General features: G+C 40.0%; 28 protein-coding genes, 10 tRNA genes and 1 pseudogene. 5 read left to right on the forward strand and 34 right to left on the reverse strand.

Going from position 1 to position 26770, the window contains the following annotated elements:
* Window positions 1–135: 135 nt before the first annotated feature.
* The 16 genes from TSYNT_RS02575 to TSYNT_RS02650 form a co-directional block, all read right to left on the reverse strand.
* A tRNA-Leu gene (locus tag TSYNT_RS02575) sits at window positions 136–221 on the reverse strand.
* Window position 222: 1 nt separating this feature from the next.
* Window positions 223–298: transfer RNA gene (locus TSYNT_RS02580), tRNA-Lys, on the reverse strand.
* Between the two features lies 1 nt (window position 299).
* A tRNA-Gln gene (locus tag TSYNT_RS02585) sits at window positions 300–373 on the reverse strand.
* Window positions 374–409: 36 nt separating this feature from the next.
* Window positions 410–487 (reverse strand) — tRNA-His (locus tag TSYNT_RS02590).
* A 5-nt stretch (window positions 488–492) separates the two neighbouring features.
* Window positions 493–569: transfer RNA gene (locus TSYNT_RS02595), tRNA-Arg, on the reverse strand.
* A gap of 10 nt (window positions 570–579) precedes the next feature.
* A tRNA-Gly gene (locus TSYNT_RS02600) sits at window positions 580–656 on the reverse strand.
* Between the two features lies 1 nt (window position 657).
* Window positions 658–734: transfer RNA gene (locus tag TSYNT_RS02605), tRNA-Pro, on the reverse strand.
* An 87-nt stretch (window positions 735–821) separates the two neighbouring features.
* Entirely contained in the window at window positions 822–1307 is a 486-nt protein-coding gene (locus TSYNT_RS02610; RefSeq protein ID WP_059031583.1) for a metallophosphoesterase family protein, read from the reverse strand.
* Window positions 1304–1906 carry an XTP/dITP diphosphatase gene (locus TSYNT_RS02615; protein ID WP_059031584.1) on the reverse strand — a complete coding sequence of 201 codons (603 nt, stop codon included), beginning with the start codon at window positions 1904–1906 and terminating at the stop codon, window positions 1304–1306. The genes TSYNT_RS02610 and TSYNT_RS02615 overlap by 4 nt, the downstream gene beginning before the upstream one ends.
* Before the next feature lie 11 nt (window positions 1907–1917).
* Window positions 1918–2634, reverse strand: a complete 717-nt coding sequence (gene rph, locus TSYNT_RS02620; protein WP_059031585.1) for a ribonuclease PH — start codon at window positions 2632–2634, stop codon at window positions 1918–1920.
* 34 nt (window positions 2635–2668) lie between these two features.
* Entirely contained in the window at window positions 2669–3190 is a 522-nt protein-coding gene (locus TSYNT_RS02625) for a DUF2179 domain-containing protein (protein WP_059031586.1), read from the reverse strand.
* 57 nt (window positions 3191–3247) lie between these two features.
* Window positions 3248–5191: an N-acetylmuramoyl-L-alanine amidase family protein gene (locus tag TSYNT_RS02630; RefSeq protein WP_059031587.1), complete on the reverse strand. Its 1944-nt coding sequence runs from the start codon at window positions 5189–5191 to the stop codon at window positions 3248–3250.
* Between the two features lie 195 nt (window positions 5192–5386).
* Complete coding sequence (locus tag TSYNT_RS02635) at window positions 5387–6319, reverse strand: GerMN domain-containing protein (RefSeq protein WP_059031588.1); 933 nt, start codon at window positions 6317–6319, stop codon at window positions 5387–5389.
* A gap of 60 nt (window positions 6320–6379) precedes the next feature.
* Window positions 6380–7072 (reverse strand): redox-sensing transcriptional repressor Rex, encoded by a 693-nt coding sequence (locus TSYNT_RS02640; protein WP_059031589.1) that lies wholly within the window; start codon window positions 7070–7072, stop codon window positions 6380–6382.
* 63 nt (window positions 7073–7135) lie between these two features.
* Window positions 7136–8215 carry a redox-regulated ATPase YchF gene (ychF, locus tag TSYNT_RS02645; RefSeq protein WP_059031590.1) on the reverse strand — a complete coding sequence of 360 codons (1080 nt, stop codon included), beginning with the start codon at window positions 8213–8215 and terminating at the stop codon, window positions 7136–7138.
* A gap of 21 nt (window positions 8216–8236) precedes the next feature.
* A complete protein-coding gene (locus TSYNT_RS02650; protein ID WP_059031591.1) occupies window positions 8237–8713 on the reverse strand; it encodes an aspartate/glutamate racemase family protein in 477 nt (158 codons plus the stop codon).
* A gap of 157 nt (window positions 8714–8870) precedes the next feature.
* On the opposite strand from TSYNT_RS02650, the gene TSYNT_RS02655 reads away from it, so the two are divergent.
* The 3 genes from TSYNT_RS02655 to TSYNT_RS02665 all read left to right on the forward strand — a co-directional run bounded on the left by TSYNT_RS02655 (window position 8871) and on the right by TSYNT_RS02665 (window position 9204).
* Window positions 8871–8946: transfer RNA gene (locus TSYNT_RS02655), tRNA-Ala, on the forward strand.
* A gap of 5 nt (window positions 8947–8951) precedes the next feature.
* A tRNA-Val gene (locus TSYNT_RS02660) sits at window positions 8952–9026 on the forward strand.
* 102 nt (window positions 9027–9128) lie between these two features.
* Window positions 9129–9204 (forward strand) — tRNA-Ala (locus TSYNT_RS02665).
* A gap of 50 nt (window positions 9205–9254) precedes the next feature.
* Here TSYNT_RS02665 and TSYNT_RS02670 read toward each other — a convergent pair.
* The 7 genes and pseudogenes from TSYNT_RS02670 to TSYNT_RS02700 all read right to left on the reverse strand — a co-directional run.
* A pseudogene (locus tag TSYNT_RS02670) lies at window positions 9255–9473 on the reverse strand (Rpn family recombination-promoting nuclease/putative transposase); the annotation flags it as partial.
* 27 nt (window positions 9474–9500) lie between these two features.
* Window positions 9501–9731: a type II toxin-antitoxin system MqsA family antitoxin gene (locus TSYNT_RS02675; RefSeq protein WP_059031592.1), complete on the reverse strand. Its 231-nt coding sequence runs from the start codon at window positions 9729–9731 to the stop codon at window positions 9501–9503.
* Window positions 9732–9736: 5 nt separating this feature from the next.
* A complete protein-coding gene (locus TSYNT_RS02680) occupies window positions 9737–10051 on the reverse strand; it encodes a DUF4258 domain-containing protein (protein ID WP_059031593.1) in 315 nt (104 codons plus the stop codon).
* A 307-nt stretch (window positions 10052–10358) separates the two neighbouring features.
* On the reverse strand, window positions 10359–11375 hold the full coding sequence (locus TSYNT_RS02685) for an Rpn family recombination-promoting nuclease/putative transposase (RefSeq protein WP_059031594.1): 1017 nt from the start codon (window positions 11373–11375) through the stop codon (window positions 10359–10361).
* 202 nt (window positions 11376–11577) lie between these two features.
* On the reverse strand, window positions 11578–12015 hold the full coding sequence (locus TSYNT_RS02690; RefSeq protein WP_059031703.1) for a hypothetical protein: 438 nt from the start codon (window positions 12013–12015) through the stop codon (window positions 11578–11580).
* A 644-nt stretch (window positions 12016–12659) separates the two neighbouring features.
* Window positions 12660–13184, reverse strand: coding sequence for a signal peptidase I (gene lepB / locus TSYNT_RS02695; RefSeq protein ID WP_059031595.1), 525 nt, complete (start codon window positions 13182–13184; stop codon window positions 12660–12662).
* A gap of 113 nt (window positions 13185–13297) precedes the next feature.
* Window positions 13298–14497: a CapA family protein gene (locus TSYNT_RS02700; protein ID WP_059031596.1), complete on the reverse strand. Its 1200-nt coding sequence runs from the start codon at window positions 14495–14497 to the stop codon at window positions 13298–13300.
* Window positions 14498–14676: 179 nt separating this feature from the next.
* Between TSYNT_RS02700 and TSYNT_RS02705 the strand changes: the two genes are divergently transcribed.
* Window positions 14677–15786, forward strand: coding sequence for an ABC transporter ATP-binding protein (locus TSYNT_RS02705; RefSeq protein WP_059031597.1), 1110 nt, complete (start codon window positions 14677–14679; stop codon window positions 15784–15786).
* Window positions 15783–16739, forward strand: a complete 957-nt coding sequence (locus tag TSYNT_RS02710) for a PucR family transcriptional regulator (protein ID WP_059031598.1) — start codon at window positions 15783–15785, stop codon at window positions 16737–16739. Before TSYNT_RS02705 ends, TSYNT_RS02710 begins: the two co-directional genes overlap by 4 nt.
* Here the strand turns inward: TSYNT_RS02710 and TSYNT_RS02715 are convergent.
* The 11 genes from TSYNT_RS02715 to rfbA all read right to left on the reverse strand — a co-directional run bounded on the left by TSYNT_RS02715 (window position 16736) and on the right by rfbA (window position 26768).
* On the reverse strand, window positions 16736–17815 hold the full coding sequence (locus tag TSYNT_RS02715; RefSeq protein ID WP_059031599.1) for a mannose-1-phosphate guanylyltransferase: 1080 nt from the start codon (window positions 17813–17815) through the stop codon (window positions 16736–16738). The two genes, TSYNT_RS02710 and TSYNT_RS02715, sit on opposite strands and share 4 nt — an antisense overlap.
* Window positions 17812–18339 carry an O-acetyl-ADP-ribose deacetylase gene (locus tag TSYNT_RS02720; protein WP_059031600.1) on the reverse strand — a complete coding sequence of 176 codons (528 nt, stop codon included), beginning with the start codon at window positions 18337–18339 and terminating at the stop codon, window positions 17812–17814. Before TSYNT_RS02720 ends, TSYNT_RS02715 begins: the two co-directional genes overlap by 4 nt.
* A 118-nt stretch (window positions 18340–18457) precedes the next feature.
* The gene (gene dmpI, locus TSYNT_RS02725; protein ID WP_059031601.1) at window positions 18458–18649 is read right to left on the reverse strand and encodes a 4-oxalocrotonate tautomerase DmpI; all 192 of its coding nucleotides are present in this window, start codon (window positions 18647–18649) and stop codon (window positions 18458–18460) included.
* A 28-nt stretch (window positions 18650–18677) separates the two neighbouring features.
* Window positions 18678–19982 carry a glucose-6-phosphate isomerase gene (locus TSYNT_RS02730; protein ID WP_059031602.1) on the reverse strand — a complete coding sequence of 435 codons (1305 nt, stop codon included), beginning with the start codon at window positions 19980–19982 and terminating at the stop codon, window positions 18678–18680.
* A complete protein-coding gene (murJ, locus tag TSYNT_RS02735) occupies window positions 19979–21520 on the reverse strand; it encodes a murein biosynthesis integral membrane protein MurJ (RefSeq protein ID WP_059031603.1) in 1542 nt (513 codons plus the stop codon). Before murJ ends, TSYNT_RS02730 begins: the two co-directional genes overlap by 4 nt.
* Before the next feature lie 33 nt (window positions 21521–21553).
* Window positions 21554–22099 carry a YwgA family protein gene (locus tag TSYNT_RS02740; protein WP_059031604.1) on the reverse strand — a complete coding sequence of 182 codons (546 nt, stop codon included), beginning with the start codon at window positions 22097–22099 and terminating at the stop codon, window positions 21554–21556.
* A 1-nt stretch (window position 22100) separates the two neighbouring features.
* Complete coding sequence (locus TSYNT_RS02745) at window positions 22101–23372, reverse strand: HD domain-containing protein (protein WP_059031605.1); 1272 nt, start codon at window positions 23370–23372, stop codon at window positions 22101–22103.
* A gap of 43 nt (window positions 23373–23415) precedes the next feature.
* Window positions 23416–24258 carry a dTDP-4-dehydrorhamnose reductase gene (gene rfbD, locus TSYNT_RS02750; protein WP_059031606.1) on the reverse strand — a complete coding sequence of 281 codons (843 nt, stop codon included), beginning with the start codon at window positions 24256–24258 and terminating at the stop codon, window positions 23416–23418.
* A gap of 12 nt (window positions 24259–24270) precedes the next feature.
* Window positions 24271–25293 (reverse strand): dTDP-glucose 4,6-dehydratase, encoded by a 1023-nt coding sequence (rfbB, locus tag TSYNT_RS02755; RefSeq protein WP_059031607.1) that lies wholly within the window; start codon window positions 25291–25293, stop codon window positions 24271–24273.
* Window positions 25294–25310: 17 nt separating this feature from the next.
* Window positions 25311–25862 (reverse strand): dTDP-4-dehydrorhamnose 3,5-epimerase, encoded by a 552-nt coding sequence (rfbC, locus tag TSYNT_RS02760; protein ID WP_059031608.1) that lies wholly within the window; start codon window positions 25860–25862, stop codon window positions 25311–25313.
* A gap of 27 nt (window positions 25863–25889) precedes the next feature.
* The gene (gene rfbA / locus TSYNT_RS02765; protein ID WP_059031609.1) at window positions 25890–26768 is read right to left on the reverse strand and encodes a glucose-1-phosphate thymidylyltransferase RfbA; all 879 of its coding nucleotides are present in this window, start codon (window positions 26766–26768) and stop codon (window positions 25890–25892) included.
* Window positions 26769–26770: the final 2 nt, after the last annotated feature.

Consider the following 26770-nt stretch of genomic DNA (forward strand, 5'->3'; position numbering starts at 1 on the left):
TTATCTTTCATTTGTGCAATTAGCTATATTATAGCATAAAAAAATTGTGCATTCCAAGAACAATTTTTAATAAAACAACACCTCGGCGTTTGAAAACCGAGGTATTAAACCCGCAAATTTTAAAATGTAATAAAATGGTGCGGGCAAGAGGATTTGAACCTCCATGGGATAAATCCACCAGATCCTAAGTCTGGCGCGTCTGCCAGTTCCGCCATGCCCGCATGGTGGGTCATGGAGGACTCGAACCTCCGACACCCTGATTAAAAGTCAGGTGCTCTGCCGCCTGAGCTAATGACCCTTGGCTGGGGCGGCAGGATTCGAACCTACGATGCAGGAGCCAAAGTCCTGTGCCTTACCGCTTGGCTACGCCCCATTAAAAAATAAAATTTAATAACTTGCGATAAAATTATGGGGTGGATAGTGGGATTCGAACCCACGGCCTCCAGAGCCACAATCTGGCGCTCTAACCAAGCTGAGCTATACCCACCACAATGGCGCACCCGAGAGGATTCGAACCTCCGACCCACGGATTAGAAGTCCGTTGCTCTATCCAGCTGAGCTACGGGCGCATTGATAAGATGGAGCGGGAAACGGGATTCGAACCCGCGACATTCAGCTTGGAAGGCTGACGCTCTAGCCAGCTGAGCTATTCCCGCATGGTCGGGGCAGAGGGATTTGAACCCCCGACTCCATGGTCCCAAACCATGTGCGCTACCAAACTGCGCTATGCCCCGTCATCTTTGAGACAATCTATAGTATACATTAAATAACTTTTTGCGTCAAGATAATTTTAACATAATTTCTCCGGTATTTCAAACCCGTTATTTGACCTGCACATGGTGCGCAAAAACATCTTTTCTGGCAATTTCCAAAATCCCGAAAGTCCCCGGTCCGCCTTGCTTTGGCAAAGTTACGCTGCCGGGGTTAAACAGCAGCACTCCGGCAACTTTTAAGTTTTCGGGAATATGAGTATGGCCAAATATAACGATTTCGGCTGAAAGATTCTTTGCTCGCTCCAAAAGCTTATTTACGCCATATTTTACCTGATAAGTATGGCCATGAGCCAGAAAAATCTTTTTTCCTTCAATTTCTATAAGTCTTTCAGCAGGTGCTATACCTATGGGATCGCAATTTCCCGCAACACAGTATACCTTGTATCCCAATCTTTCAATAAATTTTGCATCAGATACTAAATCGCCTGCATGAATTATGGTATCAATTTCTTTATTCGTTTCACTCATGTATTCCAAGACTTTTTGTGTAGCGTTCTTCATGCCATGAGTGTCGCTAAGCACTCCTATTTTCAAGCTTTGCCTCCTTGAGATATATTTATAAGGTGTGTCTTCATTTTCTTTATGGCCTTTGCCCTATGACTAATTGCATCCTTTGCTTGAGGTCCTGCTTCAGCAAGGGTTTTCTCCAACTGTGGGACAAAGAAAATCGGATCATAACCAAATCCGTCGCACCCTGCAGGCTCCAAAGCTATGTATCCTTCCAACTTTCCTTCCTCAATAAAGGTCCCTCCATCAGGCAGCACAAGAGCCAGCACGCATACAAATTCAGCTTGCCTTTTTTCGAAAGGTACATCCTTAAGTTCGTTAAGGAGTTTTTCAATATTATCTTTGTCAGAGGCCCCCTGCCCCGCATACCGGGCCGTAAAAACCCCGGGCCTTCCCGAAAGTGCTTGCACTCTAAGGCCGGAATCATCTCCCAATGCCGGCATCCCGGTTTTTGTGCAAGTTATTTTAGCTTTTAAAAGGGCGTTTTCCTCAAAAGTTGCGCCATCTTCGGTAATTTCAATCTCCGGAAAATCCTCCAGCGACATGAGCTTTACAGGAATATCCTCCAGCATTCTTTGAAACTCTAAAAATTTGCCTTTGTTTTTTGTAGCAATCACCAGTTCCATAGGCCTTTTCTCTAAATATCCTCCAGTATCCGTTTTTGTATCCTTATAAGTTCAGAGATGCCTTTAAATGAAAGATCCATCAGATCATTTAATTCTTCCCTAGTAAAAGGAAATGCCTCTCCCGTTCCCTGTATCTCTACTATCTGCCCCTTATCGGTCATAACCATGTTCATATCTACTTGGGCGCATGAATCCTCTTCAAAATTCAAATCAAGCATCTTATAGCCATTTACAATGCCGGCACTAATAGCCGCCACATGGCTTCTGATGGGACTTGCCTCAATTGTTTTACTGTCAATCAAGGTCTTTACGGCATCTGCCATAGCAATAAACGCCCCGGTTATTGAAAGCGTTCGCGTACCTCCGTCAGCTTGAAGTACATCGCAATCAAGCCATATAGTTCTTTCGCCTAATGCAGTAAGATCAACTACTGACCGCAGTGCCCTGCCTATAAGTCTTTGGATTTCCATAGTTCTGCCGCTGGGTCTTAGTGTCTCCCGCACATTTCGAACACCTGTGGCCCTGGGAAGCATAGAGTACTCGGCAGTTATCCAGCCTTGCCCCTTTCCTCTGAGAAAATGAGGAACTTTATCCTCTACCGTAGCTGTGCAGACTACTTTCGTATCTCCGGCTTCGATAAGCACTGAACCCTCTGCATATTTGTTAAAATGTCTTGTTATAGTTATGGGCCTTATTTCGTCATAAGCCCTTCCATCTGCTCTTTGCAAAAAAATATCATCCTCTCTAAATCTTTCAACAGTCCTATTTTTCTTTGATGGTACGCCTAAAATATCCGCCTTTTGTCGCTCTGGTATCCATAACGGTAACAAAGGCGGAATTGTCATTTTCCTCTATGACCTTCAAAAGGCTGTCAAGGTCCTTCCTCGGTAAAGATACAATAAGGACCTTTTTTGGCCCTTCTTTTCCTTTGCCTTCCAAAACTGTAACACCAAAATTCATATTTCGAATCAGTAAACAAAGATCCTCGCGTTCTGTAATAACCTGAACTGTCATCAAGCCTATTGCCAGTTTTTCTTCGATAAAACTTCCTACCACATTTCCTGTCGCAAAACCCAATGCATAAGCCAGAAGGTTTAAAGGATTGTCCAGGCTATTTACCACTTTGTTAAGCGCGGTTATGTATATGATAACTTCGCAAAATCCTATGCAGCCTGCTATGACTCCCTTTCCTCTGACAATCATCAGTGTTCTGACGGTTGACAGGGAAACATCAGACACACGAGCAAGAAAGATCAGCAGATACCCGCCGATTGAAGCTAACAAAGCATCTCCCCCCACATGTAAAAATCAAACATATCATATCAGACCCTAATTTTGGTGTCAATCAGTCTTTTGGCTGAAATAGTCGATTATCCCCTGGCATATCCCTTCGGCGGCTCTTTGTCTGAAGCTGTCATCCATTAAAAGCGCAAAATCGTTAGGATTTGTCATGAAGCCGACTTCCACCAGTACTGAGGGCATCTTTGTCTCTCTGGTGACTACAAGGCCCGGGCGCTCTACTATTCCTCTATTGTTTAAATTTATGGCACTTATCAAAGCTTTTTGCACCGCCTGGGCAAGAAGTTTCTTTTCTGCCGTGGGATAATATAGGGTTTCGGTTCCGGAAGGAGTGGAACCGGTTGTGGCATTACTGTGTATGCTTATAAACAGGTCGGCGTTTAAATCATTTGCCATATTCGCTCTTTCATACAAGCCCACGTATGTATCATCATCTCTTGTCATATAGACTTCGGCGCCGTTATCTTCAAGAACTTTTGCAAGCTTAAGGCCAATTCCCAGATTAATGTCCTTTTCCTGCACGCCATTTGCCAAAGCTCCGCACTCGCTGCCGCCATGGCCGGGGTCCACTACTATTTTCTTTCCTGTAAGCAGGCCTTCGGCAGCTGTTTGTGATGGGTACATTTCAAGCCTTATAAGGGATGATGGAGAATTTGACAGCAGCTGCCCCGTAGAGTAAGAAGCAGCATAGAATGTGATTTCAAGATTGCTGGCATTTCCGTCTTTTATCTTTGAAAACTCTATCCTGTCTATTACTCCATTGTTTACATTTATTGTTCCGCTGTTTGCCAAATCTTCTCCAAGTCCTGCATTATACGCAGTAAGTTTAAACTTCTTCTTATTTTTTCCTTCGGTAAATTCATAATTGATTTTGCCGTCAGCATCAATATCTATAAATGCTACTCCACCTTGATTTGTAACCTCAATATTCGTGATGGTATCAATTTTAGAAAAAACAACCGATATATCGCTGCTGTTTTGACTTACTTGATAAGCAGCGTCCTTCTTTAAGTCAAAAACTACGCGCACGGTATCATCGGAAAATTGCCCCAGCCTTATATTTTCTACGAAATCGTTGTCCGGTGTATCCACCGAGGTTTTCTCTCCCAGTTTGATATTTTTGATATCAAGCACCAGTCTGTCGGGGTTTGAAAGGAGAAAATAATTTATGGTACAGCTGTCTGCTGCTTCTATATTTACCTTTAAATCTCCGTCGTCTTTCTTTGCCGTCACATCTTTTAAAACGGTATCAAAAGTCAAATACAAGTTCTTTTTATCTGATGAGCTGCTTATTTTAGGACTAGCTGCAGATTTTAGATTTAAAACAATTCGTGCAGTAGGAGGATCCACTGATATTTCCCCTGCAATTGCCTTATCTAAAAATTCACTGTCCACATCAAAAACGTTTTCCTTTGTTCCAAGGTTCGCCTCAACGTCGATTGCAAACTTACCCTCAATATCAGTATTTACTTCACTGTAGTTCAGCGGTCCGTCTCCCATAATTACAACTGCAGGTTTGCCATCCACTACTTCATAGGAAAAACCCGTTATCTTAGTTTTGCCGCTGTTTATTACGACTCTGCGCTGATCATTGTCCCAAGTTACATCAGCTCCTAGGGATTCGCTTAAAAATCGCAGGGGTACCAGCGTCCTGTCGTTTACTATTGTGGCAGGGGCGTCAAGGGTGATTTCTTGCCCATCTACTACTGCTTTTTTATCATCAATCTTTAGTGTAATATTTTTGGAAGCTGTGGCAACTTTCACCAGCCTGTTTGTATTGTCCCAGGCAACCTGTGCCCCCAGGTTTTCAGAAATAACTCGCACAGGTGCCAGTGTCCGATCATTTACTATAACCGGCGGCACATCGGAATCAACTTTTTGTCCATTTATGTAAATTTCGATAGGCTTTGCATCTGCAAGAGCGTATGCGGGAAGGCCTATAAATAAAAGAAAGATTGCGGCTGCGGCAAATATTTTCTTTAGCATGTCTTTGAAAACCTCCTATGATAGCTGCAGTTAGTCTAGTAATAATAAATCACATATTAATAACTTCGACTCTATAGCTTAAAATCCTCTATAAAAAAATAAGTGTAATCAAATTGTAAAATATGAAAAAGACAAATAAAGACTGTTTAAAGCTTTACCGCTCAAAACAGCCTTCCTCTCAAGGCGCTGAATTTCCTATTTTACCTTATTATACCATTTTTCAGGTTTGATCGGGTCTTTAATGCTCATATTGCTCGTAACGTAATCTAGCTTCTTGCCATTTACTAAAAGCTGAACCTGGTCAATGCCGTCGATAGAAGTAAGGGTTCGCACTACAGAATCTATTGCAATTTCGGCATACTGAACTTCATCATTAAATGCAAAAAGCGCATCTAAATCCAGGTCAATCTCCGCTGTTCCGTCTTTTATTTGAAATTCCCTGATTTTCATTTTGTTTGGAAAAACACTTATGCCCTCTATTCCCTCTATACCTTCTGACAAATATCTTAGTGCTTCTTTTGCCCTGTCTTCCGCCGATGTTTTATCGGTCTTGATAGTCAAAGGAATTAAATATTTTTTGTTACTATCGGTATAATAGACAGTAATGTATTTACTAAGTTCTGCCGGATTGTCCTTGTCTTGTGCGTATTGCTCCGGGTTTACCGGGTTTATGAACTTAGGTCTTTCCAGCATGCTCGCAAAAGGTTTGCCATTTACGCTGATATTTATATGAAGGATATTGTCACACTCTGTAAGGGTATAGACGATTTGTTTTACTGCAAGTTCAGTTAATTCCCTGGAAACATCCACTGATACAATATCCTGATTTATATTCAAACTATTTATCTTTACATCTGATACGCCGCTTTCAAATCCTTCCGGCACATCGCCTGAAAACAGCAAATTAATGGTAGTGCTGACCTTTTCTATATAATTGTCTGAATTTACATCGATATTATAGCTTACCGGCACAAGAAAGCCCGACTTTATATAATATATAAAAGCCATATTTTCCGCAGGAGGCTCTGCAGCTTGACCTAAAGGCTCTGCTCCCGGTGAATTGCCGCTGCAGCCTGCAAGCACAAAAATCATAAATAAAATTAATATGAGGTTGAGTGTTTTTTTCAAGCCCATTACCTTCTTTATGCTTCATATTAACTTTATTCTATCACATAAGCGGCTGTTTATCTACGGCCTTGGAAAGATTTTTCGTTTTTGCTTTAAAAGCCTTTTCTGAAGCTTATTTTCGTTTATTCGATAGCTTAAAGTAAAGAGGCTGTCGATTAAATGCACATTTTCTATAAGAATATCTTCATTTTCAAGTTTGATTTCTACCGGTGTAAAATTCCAAATGCCTCGAATGCGAGTTTTTTCAAGGATACCTGCGACTTTTTCAGCTTCGCCTTTTGGCACTGTCATTACCGCAATATCTATCTCGTTCTCTTTAATAAAATATTCAATCTCTTCTGTCGAATATATAGGGACATTATTAATTTTACGGCCTATCAAAGCAGGATTTGTATCAAAAACCGCCACTATATCAAAGCCATGGGTTCTAAACTCGCCATAATTTACCAAAGCCTGGCCAAGATTCCCCGCTCCTATAAGAACCATCTTATGCACTGTATCTAAACCTAAAATTTTAGATATTTCAAGATAAAGCTGTTGAACATTGTAGCCATAGCCTTGCTGGCCAAATTCGCCGAAATTGTTTAAATCCTGTCTTATTTGGGATGCGGTAAAACCTAAAATTTTACTAAGTTCTTGGGATGAAACCCGCTCCACGTTGTTCTTTAACAAATTCCCCAAGCACTCATAGTATTTAGGAAGCCGCTTTATAACAGCTACTGAAACCCTTTTTATTTCATCGGGTTGGTCCAAAAATATCACCCCGTTTGAGTTTGCTTTGTCATAAATATATCACAAGGGATTTTTTCAGTCAAATCAAACATTAAATCGGAAATTGATAATGTCGCCGTCCTGAACGATATATTCTTTGCCTTCAAGCCTGAGTTTTCCAAGTTCCCGAGCTTTTGCCATACTTCCGCCGCATTCTTTAAAATCCTTAAAGTTGATTACCTCTGCCCTTATAAATCCCCGCTCTATATCAGAATGGATCTTGCCTGCAGCAGCCTTCGCATTTGTTCCTTTCTTTATTGTCCATGCTTTGACCTCATCTTCGCCGGCAGTCAAAAAGGATATGAGATCCAATTTCTCGTAAATAGCCTTTGCCAGCATATCTATTCCAGACTCCTTAATATTCAGTTCCTTCATAAACTCAGCCCTGTCTCCTTCGTCAAGCTCGCTGAGCTCTACCTCTGTCTTTGCGCTTATTTCAAGCACCGGAAGATTTTTCTCTTTACAGTATCTGAGTACTTCTTCTCTTTGCTCCCACCCGTTTACCAGCTGGTCTTCGTCAATATTTACCACTATTATCATCGGTTTTGCAGTAAAAAAATCCAGATGTTCTATCATTTTTTTCTCTTCATCGGAAAGTTCTATATCAGAAACTCCTATCTCATTTTCCAGTGGCTCCCGAAGTTTTTTCAAGATTTCTCTTTCGGCTTCGGCCTCTTTGGTAATCTTTTTACTGGTATTTATTCGTTCAAGCCTTGTTTCCACAAGCTGCAGGTCTGCTAAAAGAAGTTCCAAATTAATATTTTCTATATCCCTTAAAACATCTATGGAGCCTTCCGGGTGTATTACATTTTCGTCCTTGAATGCCCTTACTATGTGAACCAGGCAGTCCACCTTCCTTATATTATCCAGAAACTGGTTGCCGCCTTTCCCTTCTCCTCTTGTAAGGCCCGGTATGTCTGTAACTTCTATCTGTGCATATGTAACCTTTTTCGGCTTGTAGATTTCGGCTAGAAAATCCACCCTTTCGTCCGGAACTTTTGCAAGGCCAAAATTCGCATCCAGTTTTCCGCTTTGGAAAGCGCTGGTCTCAATTCCTGCATGTGTAAGTAAATTAAAAAAAGTGGTCTTCCCCACTGTAGGTAAACCAATTAACCCAACTTTCACTTTAACATTCGCCTCCATTATTTAAATAATATATTTTCTTGGCTTTACTGAATAATGAATGAAGTTTACAAGATTGTTTATGTCAAAAACAGGAAGGCCTGATATATCATGTATCATCCGGGTAAAAGGACACATGTTAGTGCATTCCAAAATAATAGCTCCGGCGTCGGGATTTTCGGTGATAAATTCTTCTGTCATTTCCTTGATTTCATAATTTAATATTTCCAAATCTAGGTCAGGCTTGTTCCCTATAAAAACCGACGGAAATATCGCGTCTTCTTTCATCCCCTTTATTATAACAGGAATATCGTAAGAAGACCATCCCACACCTATTCCCATTATTTTGTTTGGCTGGGCGCCTTTAACTATTTTGTATTTCACCGGAAAATCAAATGTTTCAGCGTTTCCTATATCGCCCGGGAGCCTTGGGAAAATCGTGTCAAGCATTAGTATACCAATAGTTTGGCCGTAATTAGTATATCCGCCTTTGAATTTCACGAAATTCATCTCCTATTATTTGCCTTACCATCAATATAACAAAGAGGCGAGCAAAACTCAATAAAATCTCGCCGCTAAAATGGGAAATTGCGGCTCTTGAATTTTGTCACGTTTTATATTATAATAAATTTGCTGTCGCACTTAAATTTTGGAAATTGGGGATATAGCTCAGCTGGGAGAGCGTCTGGTTCGCAATCAGAAGGTCAGGGGTTCGATCCCCCTTATCTCCACCATATATGGGCACGTAGCTCAGGGGGAGAGCGCTTGACTCACATTCAAGAGGTCGCAGGTTCGAAACCTGCCGCGCCCACCATACCATATATATCAAGGCGTTCAGCAAGAACTGACTACTTGGTTTTTTGTCTTGACATATCCTGCAAAAGTGGTATACTGATAAGCGTCTGTAAAAGTTTCCGGGGATATAGCTCAGCTGGGAGAGCGCTTGAATGGCATTCAAGAGGCCAGGGGTTCGAATCCCCTTATCTCCACCAAATAAGAAATCTAAAACCCTTGTGATTAAACTCGCAAGGGTTTTTTGTATTTAACACAAGGAGTCAGTCCCTCTGTGCTGTTTCATCTCTTTAAGAGCGGCGCTTGCTTTCCATCTTTCTTTTCCGTGGTATATTACAAGAGGTATTATTATTGGAAGTTTATTTAGCTGTTCCTTTCTAACCTTTGATTCCCAGATTTCTAAAAAAAAAAGAAGAACCAACCGATTAAGATCAATTCTTCTTTTAATGTGCCGTGTCTTGCTAATAAGTGCATAAGTGAGTGCCTGATGCCATTATTAAGCTACCATTTCACTGTAGTTTACAATAAATACTTCTGCTTTGTTTTTCTTTATTTCTTCCACAATGGATTCTAATTTTAAGGCTGTTTTGGTATCTAGATAATACTCTCCACACTGCTTGCAGATATTTGCAGGCACATTTTTTATAATTATTATTCCTTCTCCAAAATCAACAATGTGATTTACTTTTCCCTCTGTCAAATTAGCTTTGCAAATAATGCAATTCATGGTACCTACCTCCTTCTAGTTTTTAAATCATCTAACCATTCGCTTTTACTCGGGTAGTATGCCGTTATCATCCAAATATTGTCCTCTTCCAAGGCACATACCACATGAATACTTTTATTATCAACTGTATTGCCTAGTATAAGGCAACTTGGATAAGGATAGTCATCTTCATAATACTCTATAATTTCTCCGTTTGAAAGGCAATTTATAATATCTTTAATCTTTATTCCTCTTTGCTGCATTCTAGTTAAAATATGTCCACTCCACTTTATCTTATCTTTTTTCAAAGCCTCTTTAATGCTATCCATATTAAATGCCATATTTACCTCCGTGCGCCTATCCTTTTACTGCTTAGATTGCTTTTAATTATATTATACAGTAAACAATAATAATATACCATGTTTGATTTAAGGCACAAAAAGGACATCTTCAGAGCATTTAAAAATACTACGTTTCCCGAGAGTAGATAAAAATAACGATATAATGATAAGAAAGACGCCTCCAGGTAAGCTAATACTTTTTAAGCCTACCTAATTGGCTGGTTAAAAAAAGAAGAACCAACCAGCTAAGGTCAGTTCTCTTGTGTATCAGTTACTTAATAAGTGTATAAGTGAGTGCTTGACGCCTTTATTTTATATACTTTTTCACATCATCTAAGCTTTCATAGTCAAAGATGCCATCAATTATAACTTCTAGGGTAACTGCATCTAATTTTGATATCTTGGATTTAAGTTCTTCCGGCAAAGGGCCGAACTTTCTGCTAAGTAGTTTTAGTGCAGTTTTCGCAAGAGCTGTTACTTGACCTTTTTCCAGCCCTTCTTCAAGTCCTTTTTCTAGGCCTTCTTTTAAACCTTCTTCTCTAAGTTTTTCAGCAAGTGTCATCACAACTTCACTCCCTTCGGGGTAAGTAGTTTCGATTTTCTTAACTATCTTGCTAACATCCGAGCTTGTTAAGCTCTTGTCTACACTGAATATATAGCGCATAAGTGTTTCAAAGTATTCGGTTGCTGTTTGTTTGTCTTCAAGTTCTTTTAGATATGCTATTGCTCTATCAATAGAATCCCATGCTCCTTTACCGCTTTTAGTAAATATGTCTCTTACTGTGGTAAAGAATATTTTAAGTTGCGCTTTTCCTTTTATTTCTTCATCTGTAAATCTTGATATATCATAAAGTAAATATTCATAGTTTGGTATGTATATCTTTACATCTTCGGGAAGCTTATCATATCCGGTTATCATCTCTTTAAGAGCGGTGCTTGCTTTCCATCTTTCTTTTCCGTGGTATATTACAAGAGGTATTATTATTGGAAGTTTATTTAGCTGTTCCTTTCTAACCTTTGATTCCCAGATTTCTATCATATACTTTAAGAGTTGAAATGCTATGTCCTTTGATGGATAGCTTTTATGTTCAAAGAGAAAGTAGATATAGCCTTGTGTATTATTTATGTTTACTTTAAATAAAAGATCTGAAAAGCTTTCTTCTAAGTCCTTGTTGATAAAGCTGTCTTTTTGAAGTTCAATAGTTTTAAGGTCTATAATATCTAATACGCTTTGAGGCAAGTAGTTAGTAAAAAAGTCCTCTGCTACTTCTACATTGCCGAATATTTCTTTAAAGAATTTGTCATGGGGGTTTTGTATTCCCATTTTATCACCTCTTTACCTTATTATACCTTATAATTTAAGAAGATAGTAGGGTTAAGATTTTAAGAAACAAGTAGGACGGATGAGCGCAGAGGGACTGACCCCTTGTGCTGCGTAGCATACGCTTTCCTCCATGGAATGAAATTTCGAGGGTTTCCTATGGTTTACCTATATAAATAAGGTGGGACAGCTCCCACCTTTAAGGCTATTTCAACAGTAAAGTTACAATTACACTAATAGTCCCGATAAGTACTGCTATTACAGAACCAATAGCCCATTTATTGGAATTATCAACCTTATCCTCTATTCTATCAAACCTAGCATCGGTTTTGCCGGATAAATCTTTAATTTCTTTATGGACTGCTTCAAACTTTGCATCGATTTTATCGGATAAATCTTTTATTTCCTTATGGACCATATCAAACTTTGCATCTACTTTATCAAATCTTGAATCCATTTCTTTTTTCATGGACTCAAACTTTGCATCTAATCTGTCAAATTTTGCATCCATATGATTTCTCAAATCGTTTATTTGCTGTGACAGATAAAAATATCCGGATTCATATATTTTTGGCTCAACAGGCCCTTTTGTGTTTTGTCCGTCGTTTCCTGTGCCTCCGGCATTAATTTCCTTTTCCGCCATATCCGTCACCTTCCCTCCTCTTGCTTAAGACAAGTATACCATGAATAACCGCAATTTTCCATAAAACCTCCGTTTTTCTGCTTTTTAAAACCGACTCATGGTTTAGATATAAAGAAAATTTAGCATGACGTGTCAAGAAGTGGCGGGTGGGGTAAACAGAATGGGCCCTCGGGAAGGCAGCCTTTTATGCTGACGGTGGTACGAATAACGCAGAGGGACTGACCCCTTGTGTTCTGCTGGCATGGCGGCGCGTAATAGCACAGAGGGACTGACCCCTTGTGTTGTCAGCAGCTCGTCATTCCCAAACAGCGTGAAAGCAACACAAAAGAACACAAAAGAACCGTCCCCGCGTGTTCTCCTGAAGCCGCTGACCGCCTTTTTGCCGCAACGGAACATAGGGCTTCGCAGAGCACGGAGGTAGCACAGAGGGACTGACCCCTTGTGTTGCGTGTTCCTCCGCGTGTTCTCCCGTGGTGGTGCGCAATAACACAAAAGAACCGTCCCCATGTGTTCTCCCAAAAGGAACAACACAAAAGAACCGTCCCCATGTGTTCTCCCAGAGGGACTGACCCCTTGTGTTATCCTCCCAAACAGCGTGAAAGCAACACAAAAGAACACAAAAGAACCGTCCCCATGTGTTCTCCTTATTCTAGGCGGCCGGCGCGGTTTAGGGGCCAGATTCTGTAGGTGGCTTTGCCGATGATTTCTTTTCTGGAAACGTAGCTGTTGTTCCAAAATCTGCTGTCTTTAGAGTTGTTTCGGTTGTCTCCCATCATAAAATAATGCCCTTCCGGCACTGTGTGTTTTTCAAAATCCCCCCACATCGCCTCTTTTATGTAAGGCTCATCTAGGGGTATGTCGTTTCTGTAAAGCACGCCGTTCTTTATCTCTATAGTATCCCCACCCTTGCCTATCAACCGCTTTACAAAAATCTGCCGGTGGTCGTCGGGATACCTGAAAACCACAATATCATTATACTGCGACTCTTGAAATCTATAAATAAACTTATTTACAAGAATCCTGTCGTTTATTTGAATAGTAGGTATCATAGAACCTGTTGGCACTATCATGGGTTCAAAAATAAAGCCCCGCACAAGCAGAGCAAGAATCAGCGCAAACCCGATAGCCTTAATCCACTCTTTTATCTCAGACTTCATCTCTTTTGGCATATATGTCCTCACCGAACCTTAATCAATTTATTTACTTTCGTTATTATATCATAAAATTTGCCGCAAAGTACCCGGTCCTATATTTTTGGCAAACTACTACCTTTGCTCTATCTTTACGCCGGCTTTTTGCCATATCTTACTACATACCTCATTCTGCCGTCTCTTACAAATTTGTCCACCCATGTATCAATTTCTTTTACATCTAATATATGGGTTTTGCCGCTTTCTGCATCTTTTTCAAAAGTTACCTTTATCATAAGCCCTTCTTCTGTATGAGGAAATCTTTGTGCCGATATAAAGTTGCCCATAGAATATATGATATACTTTCGGCCGGGCTGAGCTGTGCCGGGGAAAACCGATTCTCCGGTGTTGCCGCTATCAGTGCTGCCGGATTCTGTCGGACTTGACTGCTCTGTGCCGGGGATCTCATTTTCTTCGTCAGAATCGCTGACCTCTACCCACTGGCTGGGCTGTGTCACATGGGGATGGCTTGCCACTATCACATCCGCCCCGTTTTCCAGCACGAAATGGGCCAGCTCTCTTTGGGCACTCGACGGCATCCTTTGGTATTCCTCCCCAAAATGCAGATACACTATTACTACATCTGCCATCTGTCTTGCTTTTTGAAGGTCTCCTGCTATCAAATCTTTATCTATAAGGTTTACCAGATATTCTTTGCCCTTTGGTATCGGTATGCCGTTTGTGCCATAGGTGTAGGACAAAAACGCCATATTGATTCCATTTACATTCTCTACGGCAATTTGGTTTCTGGCTTCCTCTGACTCATATGTCCCTATAGGAATAAGTCCTTTTTCTTTTAAGACCCTTATAGTCCTAAGCGCCCCCTCCGCGCCCCTGTCAAGGCTGTGGTTGTTGGACGTCACTATTATGTCAAAGCCTGCATCCCGCAGTGCATCTGCAATTTCGTCAGGGCTGTTGAACATAGGGTAACCGGTATACTCTTTTTCTTTTCCGCCAAGGGTTGTCTCAAGGTCTGCCATGGCTATATCCGCCCCGGAGATCTGGTCTTTTACTACATGAAAAAACTCCGAGTAATCAAAACTACCCGCTGCGTCATTATAGCCGGCCCATATTTGTCCTTCATGCATCATCACATCTCCTACCGCAAGAAAAGTGGCAAAAGTATTTGCTCCCCTTTCGCTTTTTACCGCTTCCTCATCGAGGAAATCCCTGCTCTCTCCACTCGCTTCCTTTAAAACAGCCGGCCGGGTGGCAGTATGATAAAACACCGCTCCTATTAAGATACTGCAAATAGCAAATACAAGCGCCGCTTTAAACAGTTTTTTCGCCATATAAGGTCCTTTCTTCAAGGTATTATAGAAATATTATACCATATAATTTTTGTTTAAAATGTAGAAGTTACAGCGCAATCTTCTGTTATTTTTTCAATTCAATAAAATCGGCAAATATATTACAATGGATATAATGATTTTGGAATTAATATATTATATAATCGAAGGAGAAGATCTTAATGGCAGGAGTAATATTCAAACACATAAATAAGGTTTACCCCGGCGGGGTGAAGGCTGTTGTAGATTTTGATATGGAAATTAAGGACAAGGAGTTTGTGGTCTTGGTAGGTCCTTCCGGCTGTGGCAAGTCTACAACTCTTCGAATGGTGGCAGGGCTTGAGGAAATTTCCTCAGGCGAGCTTTATATCGGGGATAAATTGGTAAATGACGTATCTCCAAAAGACAGGGATATTGCTATGGTTTTTCAGAACTATGCCCTCTATCCTCATATGAATGTGTATGACAACATGGCTTTCGGCCTTAAGCTTAGGAAAATTCCAAAGTCGGAAATCGACAGGCGTGTGAAGGAAGCTGCCAATATACTGGGTATCGAAAACCTGTTGGACAGAAAGCCTAAGGCGCTGTCCGGAGGTCAGAGGCAGCGTGTGGCTTTGGGAAGAGCCATAGTCCGGGAGCCTCAGGTATTCTTAATGGACGAGCCTTTGTCAAACCTTGATGCAAAACTTCGCGTAAAGATGCGTACTGAAATCGCAAAGCTCCACGACAGGCTTCAGACCACGTTTATCTATGTCACCCACGATCAGACTGAGGCAATGACTATGGGCAGCAGGATAGTTGTTATGAAAGACGGCTATATTCAGCAAGTGGATACTCCGCAAAATATATATGATCATCCTGCAAACACTTTTGTGGCAGGATTTATCGGCAGCCCTCAGATGAACTTTATAGATGCGGCTCTTACAAGGGAAGGTGACACTATTTATGTTGCCTTTGAAGGGATAAAGCTGCCAATACCTGACGGAGTAGCTAAAAAACTAGATCTTTCTTATGTAGGCAAAGAGGTAGTCTTAGGCATACGGCCGGAGGATATCCACGATGAGCCGGCATTTTTGGACTATTTCCCCGATTACTGCTTTAGTGTTTTGGTGGATATTATTGAGCTTTTAGGTTCTGAAACCTTCTTATATCTTACCTTAGGCCAGTATTCTCTTATTGCAAGAGTGGATCCCCGCAGCACCGCCAAGGTGGGAGATAATATCAAGATCGGCTTTGATATGAACAAACTTCATCTTTTTGATAAAGAAACAACAAAGAGGATTCTGGAATGAATGATTTGCTAATACAAGTTTTATCTGAAATAAATGCTAATATAAGGGCTGATTTTGTGCTGTTTGACGAAAATGGAGAGATGGTTTTCGGTAGGGAGTCTTTTGGTAAAAATGCCAATGAGAAAAGCATTTTGCTGGCAGGAAAAAGCTATACATTAAAAGCTGCTCTTTCAAAGGAGCGGCTAGAGGATTTTTGTTTTTTTATTGAAAGCATCGTAAAGTCAAGATATGATATGGAGCTTGCCGCTTTTATCCGCGGCAAGCCTTCTCTTGTATCGGATTTTCCTTTTCCTTCAGGCCTTATTCTTATACAAAATGAGGTTTTCTGCTGCACTCCAAATGACAGCAGTTTTCAGGGCGGCGATGTAGCTGTAAACAGTAATCTTACGGATAAGACCAGGGAATTTGTTGAAGAAGCCTTTGAGGAAGGCATTGTTGTACATATAGACAATATTCTGGCACTTATTCTGCCCACAGAAGACAGGAATGAGCTTCGGGAGGCGGCAGAGGCCCTTTATCAGACTCTGGCAGAGGAAGTATCGGAAAAAACCGCCATCAGTCTGGGGGGTATAGCAGGTTCTCAAGCTGAGCTCTGCAGAGCTTTTGTCAACGCCCAAAAGGCCTTGGAGTTTGCCTGCGGCAAGAGGTTCGGGGTGATGTCCTATGCCGAAATGCCTTTGGAGCTCATTATTTCCCAACTTTCTCCTGAAATACGAAGCGAGTATAAAAACGAGATAGATTTTGAAAGTTTTGATATAGATACGCTCAGCACTATCCGGGTCTTCTTAGACTGCAACCTGCACATTGCAGAAGCAGCCAGAAAGCTTTATATTCACAGGAATACCCTGATTTATCGTCTTGACAAAATTTGCGCCATGACAGGCCTTGATTTAAGGGATTTTAATGATGCGCTAAAGATGAAAATCTATCTTATACTTCATGAATTTTTCTAGAGAAGTTCTTTCCTGCCCATTTCCTTTAGTTTGTCCACAACCCGCTTTACGTCTTGGGCTCTTTCTTTTGCACATACTAAAAGCGCATCAGCGGTCTCTACAACAATCATGTTTTCCAAGCCTACCGCCGCCACCAGGTGGCTGTTCGTATATATGACAGAGTTGCGGGTATCTATCTCTATTATATCGCCCCTCATGATGTTTCCGTTTTCATCAGGCGGGAACACTTCTCCCAGTGAATCCCATGATCCCACGTCGCTCCATCCGAAATCCCCCGGTATCACCACTACCTCATCGGATCTTTCCATTATTCCGTAGTCTATGGATATGCTCTGCATTGTAGGATATATTTTTTCTATTTGGCTCCATTCTTCTTCTGTGTCAATATAGGGCTCCAATTCCATTAAGCTTCTGTAAAGCTTTGGTAAAAATCTTTCGAAACTTTTTAATATAACTGATACCTTCCATATAAACATACCGCTGTTCCAAAGGTAATTTCCGCTTTCAAGGTATTGTTTAGCCTTTGAAAAAGGCGGTTTTTCTACAAAATCCACTACCTCGTAGGCAAGTCTTCCATCGCTGGATATAAAGTTATCCCTATTATATCTGATATAGCCGTATCCGGTAGATGCAAATGTAGGTTTTATGCCTATCGTCACCAGTTTATCCGTGCTTTCGGCAATTTCGTAAGCCGCCTCTAAAATCCTTCTAAATTCAGTCACATTCTTTATATAGTGATCCGAGGGAAATACGCCCATCACAGCATCTCCATGCCGCTTTTTGATAGTCATTGCCGCATATCCTATACATGCCGCAGTATTTCGCCCCACCGGCTCCAGCAGTATGTTCTCGTCTTTTATCTCCTCTGAAACCGCCTCCTGCAGTGTATTTTCTTGGGCCTTGTTGGCAACTATCATTATGTTATCCACCGGCACGATTTCTTTGATTCTCTTTATAGTGTTGTTTATCATTGTGTCTTCGCCTGCTATGTGCAAAAACTGCTTAGGCGTATTAATTCTGCTCAGCGGCCAAAATCTTGTTCCTCCGCCGCCTGCCATTATTACTCCGTATCTCATATAATCCCCCCTTTTTCGATTTCTTCCAGGGCTTTTTCGTATGCCTCCCTGGTTCTTTTGTCAAAGCAAACTATATAGACTTTTTCGATGTTGCCGTCGTTTTTTAGAAAATTTACTATCTCCCTTACCGCAATCCTTGCCGCCCTGTCTACCGGAAACCTATATGCTCCTGTGCTTATCGATGGAAAGGCGATGGTTTTTATGCCGTGCTCTACTGCAAGTTTTAGGGAGTTTTTGTAGCAGGATGCAAGAAGCTCGTCTTCTCCTGTTACTCCTCCATGCCACACCGGTCCTACTGTGTGTATGACATATTTTGCAGGCAGATTATAGCCTTTTGTAATCTTTGCCCCGCCTGTCTCGCAGCCTCCAAGTTTCCTGCACTCCTCCAAAAGTCCCGGTCCTGCCGCCCGATGTATGGCGCCGTCCACTCCTCCTCCGCCGAGAAGTGTGTTGTTTGCGGCATTTACTATGGCATCTGTTTCCATCTTGGTAATGTCCCCTTGGACAATTTCGATTCTATCCACTGTCACCGCCTCCTGATTTTATTTGATATTCTGGTTAAAATAGACCTTCTATTCATAATTATAGCATAAAATTTTCGTTGTATACAAAAACAGCTCCGGGGTTCCGGAGCATTTTAAGTTATTTATTGTGTTTTTCTGAAAGCAGCGTCTTGCCGCTTCCTATGTTGTCAAAATCATTTTCTCTTATAATCGTTGTAAAGGCTTGTTCAGGGATTTCAAGTATTTTGCTTGCAGCAGACACCAGCTCCTTTACTAAGGCGGCTTTTTGCTCTTTTGTCATTTTGCCTCCGTCTATCGTTATAACCGGCATAAAAATCCTTCCCTTCCTTTAAAAATTATTATTTATATCCCGGTTTCCCCAGGAGTTTGAACATATTTGTCTTGTAAGCTTCAACGCCCGGCTGATCGAAGGGGTTTACTCCCAAAAGATACCCGCTCATGCCGCAGGCCTTTTCGAAAAAGTAGGCCATGTAGCCAAAGTAATAAGGCGAAATCTCGGGGATGTTGACTATAAGGTTGGGCACCCCTCCGTCCACATGTGCCTCTATGCTGCCTTCCATGGCCATCTTGTTTACATAGTCTATTGTTTTGCCGCTTATGTAGTTAAGGCCGTCCAGGTCGTCTTTGTCGGGTTTTATTGTAATTTCCCAGGCAGGCTTTTCTACGTTAAGCACTGTTTCGAATATATGCTTTCTTCCCTCTTGAATATACTGGCCCATTGAGTGCAGGTCTGTGGTGAAATTTAATGCCGTGGGAAATATTCCTTTCATATCCTTTCCTTCGGATTCTCCGAAAAGCTGCTTGTACCACTCTCCGAAGTAAAAAAGGCTCGGCTCGTAATTTACCATTATTTCTATGAGTTTCCCTTTAAGATACATTATATTCCTTATAGCGGCATATTGGTAGGAGAAGTTGTCTTTTAGGCTTTCTGATTTTAAATCCTCTGCCGCATCCCTTGCCCCTTCCATTACCTTGTCTATATCAATACCTCCCGCTGCCATGGGGAAAAGGCCCACCGGTGTCAGCACTGAGTATCTTCCGCCTACATCATCCGGGATTACGAAGCTTTCGTAGCCTTGGCTTTCTGCAAGGGATTTTAATGCGCCTTTGTTTTTGTCCGTTGTCGCATATATCCGCTTTGAGGCTTCTTCTCTGCCGTATTTTTCTTCCATATACTCTTTAAAAACCCTAAAAGCTATGGCAGGCTCTGTGGTAGTTCCGGATTTTGATATAACATTTACTGAAATATCTTTCCCCTCTATAACATCCAAAAGACCTTTTAAATAAGAGGAGCTCATGTTGTGTCCCGCAAAGTAAACCTTCGTCCTTCCTGAAAATTCATTAGAAAACGGAGGGTTCAGCATCTCAAGGGCGGCTCTTGCTCCAAGATAGGACCCGCCTATCCCTATAACCACTAAAACATCTGACTGCTGCTTTATCCTGTCTGCAGCCGCCTTTACTCTTTCAAATTCTTCTTTATCGTAGTTTTCAGGTAAGTCTACCCAGCCTAAGAAATCCCTGCCGGCTCCTGTCTTTTCATGGAGCATTCTGTGGCACAGGCTTACTTTTTCCTGCATTAAATCAATTTCTTCCTGCCTTATAAAGTTTAGTGCATTGGAATAATCTAAGGTAATCTTTTTCACACGTATTCCTCCTGAATGTTTTTGAGCAGATTTAGTTTCTTTTTAGCTGCGATTATCAGCTCATCCACTTCTTTTATCTTCATAAAGTATACCACTGCAAAGTAGAAAAAAGCACCTATGAATATGGAAATTATTAGGGATAAATTAGCGCCTATACGCGATAAAAGGAAATTATATGAGGCATATGCCGCAATACCCATTCCTATGGAAGCTATCAGGATTTTTCCAAAGGATGTTATTGTATCCTTCATTCCAAAAGGCCCTATCTTTTTTCTCAAACTTATAAGCAAAAGAGCTGTGCAAAATAGCGCAGATATACTGGTGGCCAAGGCAAGCCCCTTTATGCCCATAAACCTTGAAAGTATAAGATTTAGGACGATGTTCATAGATACGGCAAGAACAGAGTTTTTCATGGGTGTCATGGTGTCCTGCATGGAATAAAAGGCCCGGGACAAAATCTCTCGAAGTCCAAAACCCATCATCCCTATGGAATAATAAAACAGAGCCCCTGACGTCATAGATATTGCCTCTGAGTCGAAAGCTCCTCTTCCAAACAAAAGCCGAACCACCGGCTCTGCAAATATCATGGCTCCAAAGGTAACCGGCACAACTAAAAGATTTATTAAGTTTATGGCTTCAGACACAGAGCTTTTAAGCCCTTTAAAATTTCCCTGAGCCGCCATCTTAGATATCATAGGATACATAACAGTGGATATGGTTGTAACGAACATTCCCTGTACAAATCCATTAAGTTTATTCGCGTAGTTTAATGCGGATATTCCCCCTACTGCAATACCGGACGCTAAGGTCTTGTCAACTAATACATTTATCTGATCTACCGACACCCCTATTATTACCGGCAGTGCAATATATACCATATTCCTTATGTATTCATCCTTTGGATCGAATACAAACTGATACCTGTAGCCTGTCTTTCGGATAAAAGGCACCAAAAGCACCAGCTGAGATGCAGTAGCTATAACACTTCCTACAGCAAGCACCATAATATTAGTCCTAGAGCTTAATACCATAAAAAGTATTAAAATACAGTTCATAGGAAAACCTACACATGCCGGAACGGCATAGTTTCCCTTTATCCTCAAATACCCACTGTATACATTTATGATACCTGTAAAATATATCCCAACAAGCCCTATCCTTGTAAACCTTACCGCAAGTTCTAAGGTCTCTCCTTCAAATCCGGATGCAAATACCTTCACCAAAGGCTTTGTAAACAAAAGCCCAAAGATTACAATACCCGTACATATCACAAGAAGGATATTTACAAGATTATTGGTATATCTTTCTCCTTCCTTTTCCCCGTACTTTTCCTCTATTTTACTGTAAAGCGGGATATATCCTGTAGATATACCTGTCCCGATAAAAGAAAATATCACACCGGGAATAGTAAGAGATATCAAGAAGGCATCACTTATATTAGATGCCCCATAAAAATATGATAGGGTTATCTCCCTACCAAACCCGACTATCTTTGAAACTACTGTTATTATCATTAAAAGCAGTGCTGTTTTTTTCATTTGGTTAGCTCCGGTAAGTCAATTCTGTTAGCATCAAAGCCGAATAACACCTAAACTCTTTAATTCCTCTATTGTTGATCGTATTTTGTCTTCTTTAAAATAAGGTTTTAACTTATGTATTTTATCTGTGACTTCTGAATCTTCTCTTATGCCGCAATCATTTACAAAATAAATAATAGTAGCCCTTAATTCCAATTCCTTGGCACTTAAATTTCCAAAAGTTTCAATGGCTTTATCTATATCATTTTTATGTTTATCTAGAAAATCTTTGCTTTTCTCTATAAAGGTATCTGCGTCTGAGTCAGGTTTTATCCTATATCCGCCGGTATTCACCCAAGACACATCGACACCATTTAAAGCTGCAATATACTCAAGGTCAGTTGCCAAATCTGCCGAATACGGACCATAGTTATAAAGTATAAATTTATAACCTACATTAACTTGATATACTTCCTGTAAAATATAAATAATTTTTTGCAGGGAAGTTTTTCCAAATTGAGCATCGTGACCATCCATAGCTTTTGCTAAGTATGCTATTATGCCATATTTTTCCCATGGAATTCTAAATTCGTTTATCATGTTATATTTCCTCCCTGTATTTTTCAATTTGCTCCTTAATTTTTTCTCTATTTTCATATGGAACATATATTCTAATTTGCTTATTCGGAACAAGATTTCTTACTATGCTTGAGTATTGAGAAAGAGGTGCGTACTTTGAATCACTTTTTTCTTCGGATATAAGTATATCTTCATCGCCAACTTTATACCATGATTTTTCTGCCGTATCTATAAAACCGATTCTGTCTTTGAACTCTCCGGATATAGCTTCGAATTCTTTAAGATCCCCAACACTGGGAACTTCTTTTGTTTCGTATACGCGTCGATAGTGTTGCCTGTTAAGTATTATTTCTCCATGTAGACCCGCTTTCCCTTCTTTTATTAAGCCTCCTACTTTCCAATCGTCCCAATCCAAATATTCATCTAGATTCTTTTCAGTCGGCGGTAGAAATGTACTTCTCTTGGTTTCAGATTCTAGTAAAGTTTTTATCGCTTCGGAAATATGATTATCATAAGCTCTTCTAGTATGATGGAAATAAACTTGTGTAAACATCTGATATCGTGCAATGATTAATCCTTCCGCTGCGTGCCAGCCGCTTTTATTAATTCCTATGGAAAAATTATCTGTTTCAGGTTCATTTATAACCGTTAAAGTTCTTAATATTCTCTTTAAATCATATCTACCATAGTTCACACCTGCATGATAAGAATCTCTTAACAAATAATCTGCTCTATCTGCATCTAATTGACCACTAATTAAATGTCTCCAAAATGCTCTCTCAGATGATGTAGGTCCTTTTGTCAGTAAATCGCAAACTTCATCGGCGGTAATTTTTAGGTCATTAAATTTAGATTCGTCTATGTATCTTCTAAATTTATTTTTTATTATAGCAGTAGAATAATCTTCATGTTCATAATGATCTTTTACTGAATCAGGTTTTAAGGGCATCAATTCTTCAGCTGCATGTGAAAAAGGTGGGTGGCCTATGTCATGCAAAAGGCCGGCAAGCCTTATTAAAATTCTTTCTCTTTCCAGCCCTGATTCTGTATAGTTTAACTTATTCTTTAAAAAATCCATCTCGTTTTTTACTATATTGTCAAACATTTGTGTTGCCACATGCATAACACCCAGTGAATGTTCAAACCTTGTATGATTTGTAGCCGGATACACCATATTAGATAATGACAATTGTTTTATGCGTCTAAGTCTCTGAAACTCCGGCTGATTTATTATAGTTTTTTCCCACTCATTAATCTCTATAAATCCATGGATTGGGTCCCTTATGTAATACATTAAAACCTCCTAAGATAATTTAGCGAATTTGCTGCTTTCTTATTTATAATGTTATTTTTATGTATTCTTCCAATGCATTTTTCCAATGAGGCAGCCTTTGAAATCCGTTTAAATCCAAACTTTTCTTTGATAATCTGGAATTTTTAGGTCTTAAGGCTTTTGTAGGATAATCTTCTGTCCTGATAGGATTTAATTTTATATTGATATCTGCCATGTCAAATATAGCAGATGCAAATTCATGCCAACTGCAATATCCTTCGTTTGTAGCATGATATATACCATACTTTTCTGTAGTTATCATATCTGAAATCAGTTTCGCAAGATCAAATGTATATGTCGGCGAGCCTATTTGATCTGAAACTACACTTAATTCTCTTCTTTCTCTACTTAATCTCAGCATCGTTTTTACGAAGTTGTTTCCATTTTCGCCAAAAACCCATGATATTCTTACAATAAACGCTTTATCAACATATTTTTGAACTTCAAGCTCACCTTCATATTTTGTTTTCCCATAATAGTTTATCGGATTCGGTATATCTGTAACTTCGAATGGCTTATCTCCTTTGCCGTCGAAGACGTAATCAGTGCTAATATATAGGATTTTAGCATCAATATCTTTGCAGGCTTGCGCAATATATCTTGTTCCCAAAACATTAGTCCTATAACAGATATCACGTTCATCCTCGGCTTTGTCAACAGCTGTATAAGCCGCACAGTGGACTACTGCATCAGGTTTATGGTTTTTAATAAAGTTTTTTGTATCTGATTCATTTGTTAAATCAAAGTCTTTTCTTGATGCGCCAAGGCAATCTATTTTAAGGCCTTTTAATCTTCTTACCACATCATAGCCAAGTTGACCGCTGCAGCCGGTTACTAAAATTTTCAAAGCAAATCACCTTTATTCTTTTTCGGCATACATTCTTTCATAGTAATTTCTATACTCACCGTTAATTATTTTTTCCCACCAGTTCTTATTTGCAAGATACCACTGGACTGTCCTTTTAATTCCATCATCAAAATTAGTTGTTGGCAGCCAGCCTAATTCCTTATGTATTTTACTCGGATCAATGGCATATCTCAAGTCATGCCCTGCTCTGTCTTTCACAAACGTTATAAGTGATTCAGGCTTTTTAAGTTCCTTCAATATGGTTTTTACGACTTCAAGATTTGTTTTTTCGTTATGACCGCCTATATTATATACCTCTCCTATAGTACCATCGTGTAAAATTAAGTCAATGGCGCGACAATGATCTTCTACATACAGCCAATCTCTCACGTTTTCACCCGTTCCGTATACAGGAATGGTTTTGTTGTCTAAGGCTCTTAGTATAACAAGCGGAATCAGCTTTTCGGGAAATTGATACGGTCCGTAATTATTGGAGCATCTTGATATGGTAGCCGGCAGGTTATAAGTCCTGCAATAGGCTAAAACTAATAAATCAGCAGCGGCTTTAGAGGCCGAGTAAGGTGACGATGCCTTTATAGGCATATCTTCTGTAAAGAATAAATCTAACCTCTCCAGAGGCAAATCTCCGTAAACTTCATCTGTCGAAACTTGATGAAATCTTTTGGTATCAAAAGCCCTGCAGGCATCCATCAGTACCTGTGTACCTAGTATATTCGTTTTAAGGAATATCTCCGGATTTTCAATTGATCTATCTACATGAGACTCTGCTGCAAAGTTCACAACTGCGTCAAATTTTTCTTTTTCAAAAAGCTCAAAAACAAGTTCTCTGTCGGTAATATCACCCTTTACAAATTTAAAGTTCGGATTATCCATAATGCTTTCTAATGTTTCAAGGTTTCCTGCATATGTCAGCAGATCCAAACATACAATTTTATAATTTGGATGGTTTTTTAGCATATAAAAAATAAAATTACTACCTATAAATCCGGCTCCGCCGGTTACTAATATATTGATTGTAATTACCCCCTGTATTAATATACAAAGTTGTTGTCACTGTCCTTTAATAAAGGCGCCTTCATATCTTTTTCTGAAAGAATAGGATTTTCGATTCCCCAATCAACATTTATTTCAGGATCGTCAAATCTTATACTTCGGTCATTCTCAGGCGAATAGTATTCGTCAACCTTATACTGTATTTCAACATTATCGGTAAGAGTCGCAAAGCCATGTGCAAAGCCTTTAGGAATGAAAAGCTGTTTTTTGTTTTCCTCCGAAAGCTCCACAGACACCCATTTCTTGTAAGTAGGAGAACCTTTTCTAATATCTACCGCAACATCTAGAATTCTTCCTCTTGTGCACCTTACAAGTTTGGCCTGGGCTTTTGGATTTATTTGAAAATGTAAACCTCTTATTGTTCCTCTGTTTGCAGAAAAAGAATGATTATCTTGGATGAAATCTATGTCTATACCCTGTTTTGCAAGTTTTTCTTTTGAGTAGGTTTCCATAAACCAGCCCCTTGGATCTTCAAACACTTGAGGCTCAATTATATATATCCCCTCAATGGCTGTATTTATCACTTTCATATCAATTCACTCCGATCCGGTATGTAATCAATACTTAATCTTACCTTCGGCCACTCTTCTTAAGTGCTCGCCATAAGGCGACTTTCCATATTTTTCAGCAGATTCTAGGAGAGTATCTTTATTTATCCACTTATTTATAAATGCAATTTCTTCAGGTGCCGAAATTTTTATGCCTTGTCTCTTTTCAACTATCCTTACAAAATTAGTCGCATCTGCCAGCGTATCTACAGTCCCTGTATCAAGCCATGCAAATCCCCTTCCCAAAAGCTTGACATCCAGCTCCTCCTGTTCAAGGTAAATTCTGTTTAAATCGGTAATTTCCAGTTCCCCTCTTGCACTGGGTTTTAATGTTTTCGCGTAATCTACCACCCTATTATCATAAAAGTACAAACCTGTAACTGCATAATTAGATTTTGGTTCTTTTGGTTTTTCTTCTATTGAAATAACCTTTCCGCTATCATCAAATTCTACTACTCCAAATCTTTCAGGATCATCCACATAGTATCCGAACACTGTAGCTCTGCCTTTATTTTGAACTGCTTCCCTTAATAATCTTCCAAAGTTATTTCCGTAAAATATATTATCTCCTAATACTAATGCACAGTCATCTGTTCCAATAAACTTTTCACCTATGATAAATGCTTGTGCAAGCCCATCCGGAGATGGCTGTTCTTCATATGAAAAACTAACACCAAATTGACTTCCGTCTCCAAGAAGTTCTTTATACTTAGGTAAGTCAAAAGGTGTGGAGATTATAAGGATGTCCTTTATCCCGGCAAGCATTAACGTGGACAGTGGATAATAGACCATAGGTTTATCATATACAGGTAAAAGTTGCTTACTTGTCACCATAGTAAGCGGATAAAGGCGGGTACCTGAACCGCCGGCTAAGATTATGCCTTTCATAA

Source organism: Tepidanaerobacter syntrophicus (assembly GCF_001485475.2).
GTDB classification, from domain to species: Bacteria; Bacillota; Thermosediminibacteria; order Thermosediminibacterales; family Tepidanaerobacteraceae; genus Tepidanaerobacter; species Tepidanaerobacter syntrophicus.